14 protein-coding genes, 1 tRNA gene and 1 pseudogene are annotated in these 16,068 nt (G+C 63.8%); 7 read left to right on the forward strand and 9 right to left on the reverse strand.

Annotated elements, in window-relative coordinates; genetic code table 11:
* Nucleotides 1-640: DUF5794 domain-containing protein (locus tag ACI944_RS04540; protein ID WP_411717879.1), on the forward strand; the 640-nt coding region annotated here is incomplete at its 5' end.
* A 91-nt stretch (nucleotides 641-731) separates the two neighbouring features.
* Nucleotides 732-956: a DUF5795 family protein gene (locus tag ACI944_RS04545; RefSeq protein WP_411717880.1), complete on the forward strand. Its 225-nt coding sequence runs from the start codon at nucleotides 732-734 to the stop codon at nucleotides 954-956.
* A gap of 103 nt (nucleotides 957-1,059) precedes the next feature.
* On the opposite strand, the gene ACI944_RS04550 is transcribed toward ACI944_RS04545, so the two are convergent.
* Nucleotides 1,060-1,449: a universal stress protein gene (locus ACI944_RS04550; protein ID WP_411717881.1), complete on the reverse strand. Its 390-nt coding sequence runs from the start codon at nucleotides 1,447-1,449 to the stop codon at nucleotides 1,060-1,062.
* Between the two features lie 94 nt (nucleotides 1,450-1,543).
* Nucleotides 1,544-1,882: a 2Fe-2S iron-sulfur cluster-binding protein gene (locus tag ACI944_RS04555; RefSeq protein WP_411717882.1), complete on the reverse strand. Its 339-nt coding sequence runs from the start codon at nucleotides 1,880-1,882 to the stop codon at nucleotides 1,544-1,546.
* Between the two features lie 80 nt (nucleotides 1,883-1,962).
* Here ACI944_RS04555 and ACI944_RS04560 point away from each other — a divergent pair.
* From ACI944_RS04560 to ACI944_RS04570, 3 genes are all read left to right on the forward strand, one after another.
* Nucleotides 1,963-2,142: transfer RNA gene (locus ACI944_RS04560), tRNA-Trp, on the forward strand.
* A 505-nt stretch (nucleotides 2,143-2,647) separates the two neighbouring features.
* Nucleotides 2,648-3,358 carry a universal stress protein gene (locus ACI944_RS04565; RefSeq protein WP_411717883.1) on the forward strand — a complete coding sequence of 237 codons (711 nt, stop codon included), beginning with the start codon at nucleotides 2,648-2,650 and terminating at the stop codon, nucleotides 3,356-3,358.
* A 597-nt stretch (nucleotides 3,359-3,955) separates the two neighbouring features.
* Entirely contained in the window at nucleotides 3,956-6,322 is a 2,367-nt protein-coding gene (locus tag ACI944_RS04570) for a heavy metal translocating P-type ATPase (RefSeq protein WP_411717884.1), read from the forward strand.
* Between the two features lie 58 nt (nucleotides 6,323-6,380).
* Here ACI944_RS04570 and ACI944_RS04575 read toward each other — a convergent pair whose 3' ends face one another.
* Nucleotides 6,381-7,565: a PQQ-binding-like beta-propeller repeat protein gene (locus tag ACI944_RS04575; RefSeq protein ID WP_411717885.1), complete on the reverse strand. Its 1,185-nt coding sequence runs from the start codon at nucleotides 7,563-7,565 to the stop codon at nucleotides 6,381-6,383.
* A gap of 264 nt (nucleotides 7,566-7,829) precedes the next feature.
* On the opposite strand from ACI944_RS04575, the gene tpiA reads away from it, so the two are divergent.
* Entirely contained in the window at nucleotides 7,830-8,465 is a 636-nt protein-coding gene (tpiA, locus tag ACI944_RS04580) for a triose-phosphate isomerase (RefSeq protein ID WP_411717892.1), read from the forward strand.
* A 17-nt stretch (nucleotides 8,466-8,482) separates the two neighbouring features.
* Here the strand turns inward: tpiA and ACI944_RS04585 are convergent, their stop codons facing one another.
* From ACI944_RS04585 to ACI944_RS04605, 5 genes are all read right to left on the reverse strand, one after another.
* The gene (locus ACI944_RS04585) at nucleotides 8,483-10,420 is read right to left on the reverse strand and encodes a helicase HerA domain-containing protein (RefSeq protein ID WP_411717886.1); all 1,938 of its coding nucleotides are present in this window, start codon (nucleotides 10,418-10,420) and stop codon (nucleotides 8,483-8,485) included.
* A 223-nt stretch (nucleotides 10,421-10,643) separates the two neighbouring features.
* Nucleotides 10,644-10,919: a hypothetical protein gene (locus tag ACI944_RS04590; RefSeq protein WP_411717887.1), complete on the reverse strand. Its 276-nt coding sequence runs from the start codon at nucleotides 10,917-10,919 to the stop codon at nucleotides 10,644-10,646.
* Nucleotides 10,920-10,961: 42 nt separating this feature from the next.
* On the reverse strand, nucleotides 10,962-12,164 hold the full coding sequence (gene dinB, locus ACI944_RS04595) for a DNA polymerase IV (RefSeq protein ID WP_411717888.1): 1,203 nt from the start codon (nucleotides 12,162-12,164) through the stop codon (nucleotides 10,962-10,964).
* A 242-nt stretch (nucleotides 12,165-12,406) separates the two neighbouring features.
* Nucleotides 12,407-13,183, reverse strand: a complete 777-nt coding sequence (locus ACI944_RS04600) for a hypothetical protein (RefSeq protein WP_411717889.1) — start codon at nucleotides 13,181-13,183, stop codon at nucleotides 12,407-12,409.
* 32 nt (nucleotides 13,184-13,215) lie between these two features.
* Nucleotides 13,216-13,995, reverse strand: coding sequence for a helix-turn-helix transcriptional regulator (locus ACI944_RS04605; protein ID WP_411717890.1), 780 nt, complete (start codon nucleotides 13,993-13,995; stop codon nucleotides 13,216-13,218).
* Between the two features lie 250 nt (nucleotides 13,996-14,245).
* Between ACI944_RS04605 and glmM the strand changes: the two genes are divergently transcribed.
* Nucleotides 14,246-15,613, forward strand: a complete 1,368-nt coding sequence (gene glmM / locus ACI944_RS04610) for a phosphoglucosamine mutase (protein ID WP_411717891.1) — start codon at nucleotides 14,246-14,248, stop codon at nucleotides 15,611-15,613.
* A 37-nt stretch (nucleotides 15,614-15,650) separates the two neighbouring features.
* Here the strand turns inward: glmM and ACI944_RS04615 are convergent.
* Nucleotides 15,651-16,068 (reverse strand): annotated as a pseudogene (locus ACI944_RS04615) (hypothetical protein); the annotation flags it as partial.

The following is a 16,068-nucleotide window of genomic DNA, read 5'->3' on the forward strand; positions in this document are numbered from 1 at the left end:
CATTCCGCTTGCTGCGGTCCAGGCCGCCATCGCACCGACCATCGAGTCGATGTTGGCGATGGAGGTCTTCGAGCGCTTCGCCGCCCTCGTGATCCTTGCCGTCGCGGCTCGGACCGCGAGCGCCACCGTCGGTGAGTATCTCCCCGGCCCTGGTGTCGTGATCGCCCTCGGGCTCGTCGCCAGTTTCCAGCCGAACGGCTTCGAGTTCGGGTTCGTCTCCGAGCCGATGTTCGTTCTGTATGGGACCGGCGCCGCGGCTATCGGCGTCGGCTTCGCAGTCGCGGTCGCACTGTTCAGCCCGTGGCTCCGCGACAACGTCGACATCGACCGGTTCCGCTTCGGGAGCGCCGTCGCGTTGGGTGTGCTTCCGCTGACCATCCTTGAGGTCGGCCCGATCACCGGCGAGGAGCCGCTGGCGCTCATCGTCCTCGCGTTGACCGGCCTGCTGGCGTTCAACCCCGAGGGTGCGATCGACGCCGACGACGCCGGGGCCGCCCCGGCTGCGACCGATGGTGGTCCCGGCGCGGACCCCGACCCAAGCCCCGACGCCGACGGCGAGCCATCCCCTGCGGTCGAGGGAGACGCCGATGAGGAGGGCTCCCCCGGCGTCCCGGACGGCGACCGGGCCCCGTGGCTCTGAGAGTTCCTCGCCCCACCCCTACGGTGGTTCACCGAACCGGCCGGTAACCGGAACGGTCAGGCTTACCACCATCGGCGTCCGTTATCGTCGTATGGCCGACAACCGTGTCGTCGAGGGACGTATGGTAACGCCGGGAAAACTCGCCGAACTCATCGAAGGAGAGGGCGTCATGGACGCTGAGGCGATCGAGGACGCCGACCGCGAGTGTCCCGAGTGTGGTGGCAACGTGCTCTCTGTCGGCTACATGCCGAGCGTTACGGAGTTCGTCACGGGGTACAAGTGCCAAGACTGCGGATGGAACGAGACGGATAGATAGTTTTGACGCCGGTGCGGGATCGACATGGGATCGAGTAACTAGCTTCGTTGCTCAAAAAATCCTACATCAACGGTGGCGTCGAGCACCTTCGCATCTCGCGGGTCTATTCGCAGACTAGGACCGGCCGGTGGGTGTTGAGGATGATCTCTTGGCTGACGCTGCCGAAGACGACCTTCTTCGTCGGCGAGCGTTTCCGCCCGGCCACAGCGACTAGATCGGCGTCGTACTCGTCGGCGAAGTTGAGGACGGTCGCGGCGGGATCGTCGCTGCCGGCCTCTTCGAGAATGACATCTATTTCTGCGTCCTCAAGAACGCTCTGGGCCCGCTGGACCGACGACACCTGCGCGACCGAGGCCCCGGAACGGTTCTCCTCGAAGCTGTGGGTGAGTACCACCTCGATCTCTTCGGTGTCCATCGGCATGTCCGCAATCGTCTCGGCTTGAGCCCTCGCACGCTCCTTGTCGCTATCGATACCTGCTACAACTGTGTACATACGCATATGTTGTAGCGGTGATTTTCATATACCTTCCGACATCTCGGGACGCCGCCCCGGCCCTCGACGCTGCACTCTCGTCGAGATTTCCCTGTCACCTCGGTCGGAGTTGCCCCCAGACGACCTTCTCGATCACCTCGACGGTCATCGGCTCGGTAACCCGGATCCGACACGATAATCGGGGGTATCCCCACCGCTTGGCCGCCGCGTCGTGGAGCCCCGCCGCCGGGATCGACCCGCCGTCCGCGTCCGCCACCCGGACGCCGCAGGTGCCGCACAGCCCTCTACCGCCGCAGTTCGCCACCTTCGACACCGATCCGTACACGTCGAAGCCGTGCGAGCGGAGGACGTCCCGGAGGACGGCCCCCCTCGGAGCCTCGATCGTCGTCTCCGCTCCGTCCTCGCGGACGGTGAGCGTGACCGACTCGTCCATAGGGTCGTTTCGGCCGCCGGCCGTATAGCGGTACCGCGAATCGAAACCCATTTATCCGAACCGGAGGTACGGATCGACGAGGGGACGTGGCCAAGCCAGGCATGGCGGCTGACTCCAGAGGCCACGCGCCCGGTGACGAGACTCCAGACTGATATACCGAGCGGCCGACTGATCATCGCGCCGCGTTGACGACCCTCTGGAGTTCCGAGGCGCATACCGGAGATATCAGTAGATCGGGGGTTCAAATCCCTCCGTCCCCATTACCTCGCTTCGCTCGGTAGAACTGCACTGCACAGCACCGCTACTGCCAATTCTCTATTTTGAAACGAAGATTCATGTCGTCGTCCCCAATAGACGATCTACTGATGAGCCGCCCTCTTACGATTTATTAAAATAGGGCCAAATGTAAAAATCTTCGGGATAAGCGGGCGAATAAATAAAAAATCAGGATCTTCCCTACTCAGGACAACCCAAATCAAACTTCTGCATCGGAGAGCGTGTCATAGAAAACATCGCACACTCCGTCTCTCCAAGTCCTGTCAAGACTCGCGTGCAAGATACAGCGCGCGAATCGGTCACCAACTGGTATCAGAAGGCTACAAGAGAACCGCTACAGACAGACAAACGAAGTGTCACGACGGTCGGAATCTGGCATAATCCTAATAAACAACGTCACAGATAGAGGGATTAATTCAGAAGTCAGTACCGCTGATGCCGAGCCAGTATCGGGGGAAGAATTAGTTGGGTGGATGTTGTACGGGCACCATGGAACACCCAACCGTCCTTGTATTCGTCGAGTTTCCGGACCCAGAGTTCCCTACGGCGGGGTTTCTTGAATCTCTTGCATACCCGAACGCAGAACTTGTGGGATTTTACCATCTCGATGATGACGAGTCTGTCCAAGAGGCACAGGCCGAATACGAGGAAGCGTTCACGACAGAACTGCGAAAGCAGGCCGAGCGATTCGAGCAACGAGGAGTACGGACGGAACACGACCTCATTTTCAACCACCATCGGATGGAGGCACGGCAAAGAATCGCCGAGGCAGATGCGGTCGAGGCGATTCTCATTCCGGGAGGGACAAATACCCTCGGCAAGATACTGATTGCGTCTCGTCACACGAAGAATGCTGAAGAGAAAGTGGCCAATCTTCTCAATATCGTTGATCGTGATGAACTGATTTCAGTTGATCTCATACACATAGCGGACCCGGATGATCCAGAGGGAGAAGCTGAGGGTAAAAGAATCCTCAAGGAGGTGAGTTCAGTGCTTGCGGACGAAGATATTCCACCCGTTCAAATCCATCGAGAGGTGCGAACAGGAAGTGATGTGGCATTTGAGATGAACAAAGCCGCTCGCAACTACGATCTTGTTGTATTGGGTGAAACCGAGCAGGATGTTGGCGATAAAGTCTTTGGCCCGGTGGGCGAGTATATTGTTGAGAGACGGGACGTTCCCGTTTTGATCGTTCGATGATTGTCACTCGCCACGGGCCCGTTCTCGATACTTGAAAGCCAACCTCGCGTTCGATTCGCACACCGTTATAACAGTTGCTCCACCCCAGATGGACAGGAGAAAACAATGGCGGTTCGCTGACTGTGTCCTCTGTATCTCGCACTGCATTCTGTAGCTATCGCCATATAACCGCTTTTAGTTTGAGTTGCACCGCGGTAAATAATTGTGAGTCCTTCTATAACACGCTGTCAGAAGGCTATTTTCGCTCAATCCTCCGGATACTGCCTCCGATTCTTCCGCGCCTGTTACCCCGTGCGTCGTAGTGCGTGTCCGGTATCTCAATGGATAGCTCTACTCGTTCCGAAACCTTCCGGTTTGGTCAATTCCTGTCGATGTAGTCGGTGATGAACCCACCTCAGACAGAGTGAAGGGAGGCGGACGACGGACACGAGGTAGGCTGCTCCTTCAACAGTCCGTCGAGAGATCCCACCCGTGGGGCCCGCGTTCCCGGACTACTTCCGCCGCATCGCTCGGATTTATATATAGCTTCCGTGCGGCAGCCCGAAACACCGAGCCGAAACCCAAACCGAATTACTCTCAGAGCCCCAAGCAGCACTGATGGGTTCGTGTACGCTGTGCGATCTGTCGACGCCGGCGGAGCCGGTCACCGACCCCGATGTCGACGGAGCGTTCTGCTGTCGGGGCTGTCTGGAGGTGTATCGGACCCTCGGCGACGTCGACCCCGAGGAAGTCGACGCCGAGGCCCTCCAAGACGACGCCGACGCGCCGGGCGATGGAGGAGAGGCGGTCCCCGACGACGTTGATGCCGAGACCGCTTATCTCTCCATCGACGGCCTCCACTGCTCGACGTGTGAGCTGTTCATCGAGTCCGCCGCGACCGATATCGAGGGCGTCTACGGGGCGGAGGCGAGCTACTCCACCGACATGGCGCGGGTGACCTACGACCCCGACGCGTGCGACCGGGCGGCGATCCCGGACGCGCTGAGTCAGTTCGGCTACTACGCCTCCGAACCGGGCGAGGAGCCCAACGGCTTCCTGGATCGACTCTCATTGGAGGAGTACCGCGCCGCAATCGCCGTGATCGTGATGATGCCCGTGATGGCTCCCTATTTCCTCTTCGTCTATCCGACCTACGTCGGGGTCTACCCGCGGGACTTCCTCTATGGGTCGAATCTTTATTTCATGGTGTTCATCCCGCTGTTCGTCTGGAGTACGATTATCGTCGCCGGCGTCGGCTACCCGTTCTTCAGGGGGGCCTACGTGAGCCTGAAAGTCGGCCAGCCGAACATGGACGTGTTGATCGCCCTCGCCGTCGGCGCGGCGTATCTCTACTCCGCGGCGTCGCTGTTCCTGCTTGAGGGCCGCACCGTCTACTTCGACGTCGCGGTGATGATCCTCGCCGTCGTGACCGTCGGCGACCACGTCGAGTCGCGGTTCAAAGAACGCGCGCTCGGCTACTACTCCGAGTTGGCGGAGTCGCGGGTGACCCACGCCCGGCGACTCCGTGAGGACGGCTCGACGGAGCAAACCCCGATCGAGTCGATCGCCTCCGGCGAGCGTGTGTTGGTTCGGCCGGGCGAGCGGATCCCCGTCGACGGCCAGGTCGCGGACGGCACCGCGGCGGTCGACGAGTCGGTCGTGACCGGCGAGTCGATCCCGGTGCCGAAATCCCCCGGTTCGGCGGTGATCGGCGGGTCGATCGTCACAGACAACGCCCTCGTCGTCGAGGTGGGCGAGGAACGCACGAGCACGGTCGATCGGCTGATGGAACTGTTGTGGTCGGTCCAAAGCACCGACGCCGGCGTCCAGCGGGTCGCCAACCGCTTCGCGCTCGTGTTCGTCCCGGTCGTCGTGACGGTCGCCGTCGTGACGACGCTCGGCTGGCTCTGGCTTGGTCGCCCTCCGGGCGAGGCCATCCTCATCGGCGTGTCGGTGCTCGTCGTCTCCTGTCCGTGCTCGCTCGGCATCGCAACGCCGCTGGCACTCGCTGCCGGATCGAACGCGGCCTCCGAGTCCGGCCTTCTCGTCTTCGACGGCTCGGTCTTCGAGCGGGTCACCGACACCGATACCGTTGCCTTCGACAAGACGGGGACGCTGACGACCGGCGAGATGTCCGTCGTGGATGTCGTCGGTGCGGACCGCGAGTCAATACTCAAGCGCGCCGCCGCTGTCGAGGGACGATCGAATCATCCGATCGGGGGGGCGATTCTCGACGCGGCGCCCGAGCCGACCGGCGATGTCTCCGGGTTCGAACGAAATCCCCGAAGCGTTGCGGCGACGGTCGAGGGGGACCGGACGATGGTCGGCCATCCAGACGCGTTCACACGGGCAGGCTGGACGGTCCCCGACGACCTCGCGGACGCCGTCGATTCGGCCCGAGCCGACGGCGCTCACCCGACGCTCGTCGGCTGGGACGGAGCCGCGGCTGGCGTCGTCGTGCTTCGGGATACTCCCCGGTCGGGCTGGGACGACGCGATCGCCGCGTTCGACGACGAAACCGACGTGGTCGTGATCACCGGCGATGACGAGCGTGCGGCCCGACGTTTCGATGATCACCCCGATGTCGACGACGTGTTTGCGGAGGTCCGCCCCGAGGCCAAACGAGAGTTGATCAGACGGCTCCGGGCCGACGGCACGGTGACGATGGTCGGCGACGGAACAAACGACGCGGCGGCGCTCGCGGGCGCTGATCTCGGGATCGCGATGTCTCACGGGACCGAGTTGACGATCGACGCCGCCGACGCCGTGGTCACGGACGACGACCTTTCCACCGTCCCAAGCTTCTTTGGGATCGCCGATCGCGTCCGACGCCGGATCCGCGAGAACCTCCTATGGGCGGTTGGGTACAACCTCGTTGCGATTCCCCTCGCCGTCGCGGGGCTGATCAACCCCCTCATTGCGGCCGTGCTGATGGGCGTAAGCAGCCTCATCGTCGTCACGAACTCCAGGCGGTCGCTGATCTGACGGGATGTGTCGGTGTTCGAAATGGGGCATCATACGGATGGGAAACGAGGTACGGGGTTCACCCCGAGCCGATCGCATAGACAGTTCCGTTCACGTCCCCAAAGTAGAGCCACTCGTCGGTGACCGCCGGACCCTCGTGGACGGCGGCCTCGGCTTCAAACCGCCAGACGGTCCCGCCATCCTCCGGCAGGATACAGAAGACGTTGCCGCTCGTCGAGGCCACAAAGACGTGGTTTTGGGTCGCCACCGGGCTAGCGATGACCGAATCACCGGTCCGGAACCGCCACCGGCCATCGTCTTCGCCGCCGTCGGTTCCGATCGCATAGAGGAAGCCATCGGTCGACCCGACGAACACCGTTCCCCTAGCGATGGCCGGGCTTCCCTGAATCTGCTCGTTGGCGTCGAACTGCAACGTCGGTTCGCCGTTGTCCGCGTTGAGGGCGTAGAGGGTGCTGTCCCTTGATCCGGTATAAACCGTGCCGTCGACGACCGCCGGGTCACTGCTGACGATACCGCGGGTTCTGAACCGCCACTGCTCGTCGCCGCTCGCCGCCTCAAGCGCGTAGACGTTCAGATCACCCGCCCCGACGTACACCGTGCCGTCGGCGACCGCCGGCGTACTGAGCACCGACGCCCCGGTCCCAAACCGCCAGCGTTGCTCGCCCGAGTTCCGGTCAACGGCGAACACCGAGCTGTTGACGCCGCCGACGTAGACGGTGTCGCCGACGACCGTCGGACTTGAGCCGACCCGATCGCCAACGTCGAAGCGCCACCGCTCCGTCCCGTCAGCTGCGTCGATCGCGTACAGCCGCTCGTCGCCCGAGCCGATGTAAACGGTCCCATCGACGACCGCGGGCGTGGTCGTCACGGGGCCGTCGGTCCCGAACGACCAGATCTCCGCACCGACGTATGGATCAAGGGCGTACAGCGAGCCGTCGGTGCTACCCACGTAGAGCGTATTGCCGGCGATCGCCGGGCTCGCGGCGATCGACCCGTCGGTTTCGAAGCGCCAGCGCTCGCCGATCTCTGTGTACGGCCCCGAGATATCTGGCGCGTAGCCGGTGTTGGTCGCATCCCTCGCGAAGGTGGGCCACCCGCTGTCGAAGGCCTCGCGCTCGGCGTCCGGGATGGGTGTCGTTTCCGGTTCGCCGCCGTCGCTGTCGGCACACCCCGCAAGGGCGACGCCGGCCGCGGCGAGGACGGCCCGTCGCCCCACGATTCCGCGGTCCGACACTCGTTCCATACGGACACCTCGGACGGTTTGGATAAGAACCACACGAAACAGTCACTCGAAACGGGCGTCCCGGACGCGGTTATACTGTGACGGGGGCAACCCCCCGTGACGCGAGTTTCGGCCATCATTCTCGAGCAGGCGGCGCTCGGCGCCGGAAGTAAACTGATCACCGACGGCGTCGTCAGGGGCGGGAGTGCCTCCCGACAGCGTCACGGCCTCGACACGGGTCGCTCGATAGGTAGCTATTTTTTCCTGCGCGACGGCCGTCGTGGTATGTTCGTGTTGATCAACCTGAAGGCCTACCCCTGTGATCCGGTCGAGATCGCCTCGATCGCCGACGACGTTTCCGAGGACACCGGCGTCCGGATCGCGGTTGCACCACAGACAGCCGATCTCGCGTCCGTCGCCGAGACCGGCGCCGAGACGTGGGCCCAACACGTCTCGCCGGTTGGCCACGGCTCTCACACCGGATCAACGCTCGCGGAGGCCGCCTCGCGGGCCGGAGCCGACGGGACGCTTCTCAACCACTCGGAGAACCGTCTCCGGCTGGCCGACATCGACGGGAGCCTGCGGGCGGCCGAACGGGCCGGACTTGAGACGATCGTCTGTGCGAACAACCCCCGACAGATCGCCGCCGGCGCCCGGCTCGGCCCGGATTCCGTCGCCGTCGAACCGCCCGAACTAATCGGGACCGGAACGCCGGTTTCGAAAGCCGACCCGGACGTTGTCACCGATTCCGTCGACGCCGCCTCGGACACGCCCGTCCTCTGTGGGGCGGGCATCTCGACCGGCGAGGACCTCGTCGCCGCCGCCGATCTCGGGGCCAAGGGCGTCCTCCTCGCGTCGGGCGTCGCAAAAGCCGACGATCCCCGGGCCGCGCTCGAATCGCTCGTGGACCCGATCGCGTAACGATCCGATCCGGCCGATCAGCGACTCACGCTGGATCGCTCAGCCGCACGGTGTAGTGTGCTGTCCTCCTCACGGCCACTCACTTTCGAATACTTCGAGGTGGAATCTCGGGCCGCCGATACTTCCGCTTCGACCGCCTCGACGATTTCGACGACATCCTCATCGCTCGGCGTCGTCTCAGGACGAACCGGGTCAGCCAATTCCTCTCTGACGAGTTCTGTGAGTGCGTAATCGTACTGCCCACAGCCGGTGTGAGCGATCAAGCCACGCTGTCTGAGCCGCCGGTTCGCCGCGTACGCCGGCCCCCGATCCCCCGACCCACCTGCCGCCGCGTGAGCGTCGCCCGGTTCCATCGGGCCGTATCGACGGTACTGTCGCAACATTCCGGTGACAACGTCGTCAAGCGCGTCGACCTCCGCCCGGAGCCGATCTTCGAGGGGACCCTCAGCGCCGGTGTTGCGGTTCGTAGTGGCATCCGAGCCCGCCTCGCTTTCGGATTTTCCTCGATCTTCATCGGAGGTCCCAGTTACATCCCCGGTGGACACGCTCGAAGCTGCCGCAGCATCAATCACCGAGTCAGCGTTCGAATCGATGGGATCGTTTTGTACCCGATCATCGCCCCCGCTGCCGTTCGAGGCCCCGCTACCGTTCGAGGCCCCGCTGCTGGACAGTCCATCTCGGCTCCCGTTGTCCTTTCCGGTCGCGTTTGCTGATTCACCATCACTGTCCGCATCTGTATCAGTCGTCGCGTCCGACTCGGCGGAGTCGTCCCACTCGTCGGCGGCGTCAGGCACCGGCGATGCCATCGGCTCACGGTCGCCGCTCCGAACCGCCTCGAGTTCGGCTTCAAGTTCAGGATCACGGCGTATGGGACCGTCGAGTGCCTCCTCGAGTTCGCTCTGTCGTCCCGGCGCGGCCGACAGCGGACGCCCTGTTACCTGCTCCATCATCGCCCGTGAGAATCGGTCAGCCATCCGCTTCAGGTCGCGCGCATCGGCGAGTTGGCGCTCGAGATCCCTGATGCGCTCATCGCGCTGTTGGAGTTCCCGCTCGAGTTCGTTCACCCGGTTCTCGCGGCGCTCCCGTTCGTCCGTGATCTCCTGGAGTTCGTCGACGAGATCGCCACTGACGCTTTTGAGCTCCGGACGCTCGAAGTCGTCGAGTCCGGGGGTCGCCCCCGCATCGAACGTCCGCTTGCGCTCGAACTGGACGCGACGGATCGACTCGTTCCAGTCGGTCATCAAAAAGCTCTCGCCGTCGTCCATATCCTCGATCTCGTCGGCGTACTCACTCCCGAGAATCCGGCTGACGACTTTCGTGTCGTTGTTCCAGGTCAGACGGTGCCAGACGAGCCAGTCGCACTGGGTGATGAAGTCCTTCTTCACGTCGGCGGGCCGTTGGCTGATCCCGACGATCCCGAGGCCGTGTTTGCGGCCCCGTTTCGAGATCTTGATCAGCATCCGGCCGCACTCGTCGATGCCGCCTCCTTCGGGAATGTACTCGTGTATCTCCTCGACGAGCATCAAGAAGGGCTGTTTCTGTTTTTTCCCCTTGGCGAAAAGGTGTTTCGTCGTTTCCGTCAGAAGATTACGAGCCTTCGATTCGTCCAGAAAACTGGAGACATCGAGGATTATCGGGACGTTTCCCTCGAGTGCGAGTTCGGCTATCTTTTCGGCGTGTTCCTCGTTGACCTGTAAGTCGCACTCCTCGTCGCCGCCGACGTGGAGGATCTCGTACTCCTCCTTGAGGCCGTAGTACTCCCCGTCGATGTCGACCGCGAGCAGGCTGTAGCCGCGGTCGAGGAGTTTCTCGGCGACGACGCTCGCAGAGTTCGACTTCCCTGACCCGGACTTCCCGGTCACAAATCCACGCCCGGTCAGCAGATCGACGATCGGCAACTCGACTGTGGTCTCCCCGTCCCGCGTCTCGCCGACGGTGATCGTTTCCTCGCCCATCGTCGAAAGCCAGACGCTCTGACGGTATAGTTCTCCGTCAGACGGACGTCGTGCGGCGCCAGGGTCGCCCCTATCAGACGGACATCGCACAAGTCCGGGGTCGAACGAAGGTTTATAACCGACAACGGAAGCACCAACCGTGTGATCTGAACGGGACCGGCGATCGGTCGAGGCCGTTGTGTGGGGCACCGACGCCGGAACGACGGAACGCCCCGCCTGCTCGCTACCGGCTCCGGACGACCCAGTGGTCCTCGTCCTGGCGTTCAAGGACTGAGTGCTCGCGCAACTTGGCTATGTACCCCGTTGGCTGTCGGACAATCTCGTGTGCCGCGTCGACGCGCACGAGGTTGCCGATCAGCTGCGCCGACGGCGGCTTCTGTGCGGCGCCACAGTCGTAGACGGTGAGAAGTTCGTTCCCGTCGTTGGTTTCGTGAACGACGACGTGTGCGTGTTTCGAGAGGCGCCACCGTCCATCCTCGGCCGTTGCGAGGTGGTTCATGCCACGGTTCCGTCCCGTGTAGACAAAAGGCTGTCCGCGCCGTCACTCGAACCGAGAGAGCTTGGCTTGCCCGTTGCCGGCCTGTCGTCGACGCCCGGGTGTTGAGTCGCTCCCGTCGTCATGGCTCTCCCACTCCGATATCGTCGCCTGATCGCGCTCGTCGAAGGAGAGGTTTGACAGCCGGACCCCGAGCTTTCGCACCGGCTCGCCCGTGAACTCCGAGAGTAGCTCAAGCGCCGTCCGCTCAACCAGTTCGGGGTTGTCTACGGGCCCCGAAAGTGACCGCGATCGGGTGTTCACATCGAACGGCGGCCTGACGACCTTGATACCGATTGTCCGATAGAGAGCATCCCTCGCGCTCGCGCGTGCTACGACTTCCGACGCCAGGTTGCGGACCTTCGTCTCCGTTCGCCTCCGCTCCTCGGTCGCTTCGGTGAACGCTGACTCGCTCGAGAGGCTCTTCGGCTTCCCCTTCGGTTCGACCGTTCTGTCGTCCTCGCCGCGGGCCTGCGCGTAGAGATCCCGACCCCGTTCGCCGAAGGCGTCGAGGAAGACTGATTCTGTGCCCGAGGCGATCTCGCCCGCGGTTTCAAAGCCCATCGATCGCAACTCCGACGCCGTGACCGGGCCGACGCCGTGGAGTTCTTCGACCGGAATCGGCGCGAGAAACGACCGCACGGTGTCCGGTTCGACGACCACCAGCCCATCCGGCTTCTCGGCGTCGGAGGCGAGTTTAGCCGTCGTCATATCCGGGGCGACCCCGACGGAGGCGACGACGCCCGCCGCGGATTCGATGTCCCGCTTCAGCGAACGGCCGAACGACCGGGCACCCCCCCACTCAACGTCGCCGAGATCGAGGTACGCCTCGTCGATCGAGACGTTCCGGACTGTCTCGGCCGCCGCCGACAGGACGGCCCGGACGTCCTCGCTGACGGACTCATAAAACGCCATATCGACGGGCCGATAGAATCCGGACGGGTCATCCGGATCGGCGGCCACACGCCGTGGCAGCCGTTTGAGTGCCTCAGAGATCGCCATCGCGGACTCGACGCCGTATTTGCGGGCCTCGTAGCTGGCCGTGGCGACGGCGCCGTGTGTTTCCCCCGGCTCGTAGCCCATCCCGACAACGAGTGGTTCGCCCTCAAGTTCCGGCTCCCGGAGCCGCTCGCAGGCTGCATAGAAGCAGTCCATGTCGACGTGACAGACCACCTGCTCGGGCGGATCGACTCCCGGAAGCCGGGTCATACGTATGGTTCGGGTTCCCGAGTATATAAAGTTCCGAGAGCGCGGTGAAACTGGTTCCGGGGCAGTCTGACAGTCCGGTTCGGAGCGGGGCTCACAAGGGGTAAGCGGATGCCACTATACGTAGGCGATTGCTGCCACAAGCAGGCAGGTTGCGTTCTGGTGTCGATCAGATTGTTGTGCTTCGGTCCGAGTTCGCTATGGATTCCGTCCACCGCTTCAACTATCTCTATCGACGCAGCGTTCTATAGGAGAGCGACCCCGGCGACACCGGTCAATCCGAGCGATCGGTGCCGCCAGCCATCCCCGGCGTTCGCAAGGCAGGCCCCGTCAACCGTCACGGCATAGACCCCCCTGTCGTAAGCGATATCAACGACTGTCCCATCGACCGGGAGATCGACCGGATGCCAGGTCCCGTCCACATCCCGCTCGTAGAGAGTGTCCTGAGTCGCCGCGTGAGCACGCTCGCCGTCACTTGCGACGGTTCGAAACGATCCCTCAACGGCGCGCATCCAACCGTTTGCGAGGTAGTATAGCCCGTCATCGGTGGCCGCCAACGGTGTCCCGGCCGCCGACACGTCGACAACGTCGTCGAGACCCACATGGGTCCCATCGAGGCGGTGGACCCCGGAGTCAGCGGCGGCCATTCCACCGTCGATCGACCGGACGGACTCAAGTTCCGAGAGCGTTTGCCAACTCCCGTCGTAGTGGGCAATCCGTTCACCGTCACTCGCAACGAGGCCATCCTGATTGCCGAGCGCCACGGCACCCCCAAACCCGGTACCCTCGAGATTGTCGTCGGCGTCGACGAACACGTCCTCCGACGTACCGACCGCGAACCGCCCGTCGACGGCCGTGACTGCGGTCGTCGGGCCGCGGCGTTCGAGCGAGAATTCGCCGACGATGTCGGCGGAGATTGACACCCGCGCCAGGCCGACCTCGGAGGCGACGGCGGCAGTCGTCGCGTCGCTGCCGCCGGCGTAGACGCGCTTTTCGGTAAGGCTGATGTCGTCGTCGCTCATGGATACTATCGCCGTTTCACCGCCGAAAGCGTTTATATCTTCTTCGAGCGCTCAACTGTTCGCTGGAAGATGCGCTCGCCCCACGAGAGTGCGTCCGGGTCGTCGCTGAAGGCGGCCCCGACGAGGACACCCTCCTCGTACCCGAACAGTCCGACGTCGGCCTCGTCGAACAGCACGAGTGCGTACGGCAACTCATTCGAGATGACACGGAGTTCGAACCCCTCCGCGCCCACGGCTGTATCGAACCGGTCGTACCCCGATCGAAGCCGGGGGATCGCGTCCGATTCGACGACAATCTGTGCGGTCTGTTTGCCCGCCTCGACGTTCTCGTGGATGCTGGCGAGAAACCGCGGCATCCCGGAGGGAGATAGTACCCGGAGGTGATCGGCCTTACCGCCGAGTTCCGAAAGCCGATCAAGCGGGCGCTCGGGTGCATGCCGTCCCGGGACGGTGATACGGCCCCGCTCGAAGAGTGTCGGCGGAAACTGCTGGTCCGCCGGCAGCGTCTCGAGGAGCCGCCGCCCGGCGTCGAGACGCCGAAGGCGCGCGAGGTAGTCGTCGTGGCGCTGCCAAGCCAATCGGCCGAACCCGGTCAGTGCGTAGACGCCGTCCCGCTCCGCGACGAGGCCCGCATCACGGAGTTGCTGGAGCGACTTGTACACCGTCGACCGAGAGACACCGAGTTCGTCACGCAGGTCGCGCTGATCGCGCGCGCCATCCGCCAGCAGCTCTAACAGCGGGGCGCGTTTCCGAAGCAGATCGACGACGGCTTCGACCTCGCGGTTCGATCCGTCCTCCAAGGGGTCCATCATCCGGATGTTTCGCTCCAGCCGACCTGAAAGTTTCGCCTTTCGAGATGAATCCGGGATGTCGAACAACGTGTCCGAGGCCGACACATCGTGTGGCGTATAATGTAAAGTAACCGGACATCGTGAACTAAGACGCCCGTTGACGCGATAGCTCTCCATTCTATCATCTTAATCGGGGGGAGTCCCCCCGTTCCGGTAGGACATCGCCGCTCCGTCGGAACCCATTTTATCGTCCCCATTGGAGAGGACAGACATGGACGTATTCGGATCGAGCGGCGTTCGCGGCGTCGTGGGCGAGGAACTGACGCCGGCGTTCGTCGGCCGCATCGCCGCCGCCGCCGGCAGGACGCTCGGTGCCGATACCGTCGCCATCGCGCGCGACACGCGGACGACCGGCCGACCCCTCGCCGACGTCACGGCCGGAACGCTCGCCTCCGTCGGAGCCAACGTCGACCGCCTCGGCGTTCTCCCCACCCCGGGCGTACAGGCGTACGCTGAACGCCACGGTGTGCCAGCCGTGATCATCACGGCTAGCCACAATCCGCCGGTGTACAACGGCGTCAAACTGATCGGGAGCGACGGCGTCGAACTTCCGAAGCCGACGCTTGAGCGGATTGAGAGCCGTCTTGCCGACGGGAGCGACGGGGGTGTCGATTACACATCGGTCGGCCGCAGTCGCTCGGTAGCGAGGGCGGACGAAGCGTACGTCCGCGGACTGCTCAAACAACTCGAAACGGAGGGGCGACGCGACCGGATCAACGGGGCCGACCTCACCGTCGCACTCGACCCCGGCCACGGTGCCGGCTGTTTCAGTAGTCCAGAGTTCCTCCGTGAATTGGGCTGTCGTGTCGTGACCGTCAACGCACAGCCCGACGGTCACTTCCCCGGGCGCGACCCGGAGCCGATCGCGGAGAATCTTGCAGACCTGCGACGGCTCGTCCGCGCGAGCGATGCCGACGTCGGGATCGCACACGACGGCGACGCCGACCGGGCGATCTTCGTCGACGAGGAGGGACGCCACATAGATGGGGAAGCCTCCTTTGCCGCGCTTGCGGCCGCGGAACTTGACGAGGGTGACGCGGTCGTTTCCGCGGTCAACGTTTCCCAGCGGCTCGTCGACGTGGTCGAGGCGGCCGGGGCCGAGTTGGAGTTGACCCCCATCGGAAGCACGTACCTCATCACTCGGATCCGCGAACTCCGTTCAGCCGGGCGGTCGGTCCCGATCGCCGGCGAAGGCAACGGAGGGGTGTTCTTCCCTGAGTTCCGGATCGCCCGCGATGGGGCCTACACCGCGGCGCGGTTTCTCGATCTACTCGTCGACCGGCCAGCGAGCGAGATTGCCGCCGGCTACGACGAGTACGTCACCCGTCGCCGGAACCTCGAGTACGACGATCCCGAGGAGCGCGAGACAATGCTGTCGGCGGCCGAATCGTACGCCCAGTGGGCCGACGCCGAGTTGACGACCATCGACGGCTATCGACTCGACTACGGCGACGGCTGGGTGCTCGTCCGGCCGAGCGGTACCGAGCCGCTCGTCCGGCTGTACGCCGAGGCACGCGAGGACGATCGCGCCGAGGCCCTTCTCGAAGCGATCTACGAGGCGATAACGAACGGTACGTAGCGTTGCCCGGCCGCGCCGGTCGTACCGATCGCGCCCGTCACTCCGAGAGAAGGGCCTCGAGACGTTCGAGTTCCTCGCGGGCGGCCGAGCGCTCGGTCTCAACCTCACCGCGTTCAAGTTTCCGTCGCTGCTCGTCGGTCAGTTCCGCCTCGGCGCGGGCGGCCTCCCGGATGCGTTCGTACGAGTCAGTCCGCGTCAGTTCACGGATCTCCCGCAGCGTCGAGACGGTCGCATCGTCGGCGATCGTCCCGACGAGGCCGAGCAACTCCTCGATCCGAAAGCGGAGCGTCTCGGCCGACTCGGGGGGCCAACCGATCGACAGCGGATCTGCAGAGAGCCGCTCGAGGTACGTCCGGTTCGTCGCGACCCGGCGTTTCAGCAGGGCCGCATCGTCGACATAGTGTGAGAGCTTAGAGGTCGAGTAGTCGGCGTACTCAAGCAAGTCCACAACGGCA

Source organism: Natronomonas sp. (genome assembly GCF_046710025.1).
In the GTDB taxonomy this organism is placed as follows: Archaea; Halobacteriota; Halobacteria; order Halobacteriales; family Haloarculaceae; genus Natronomonas.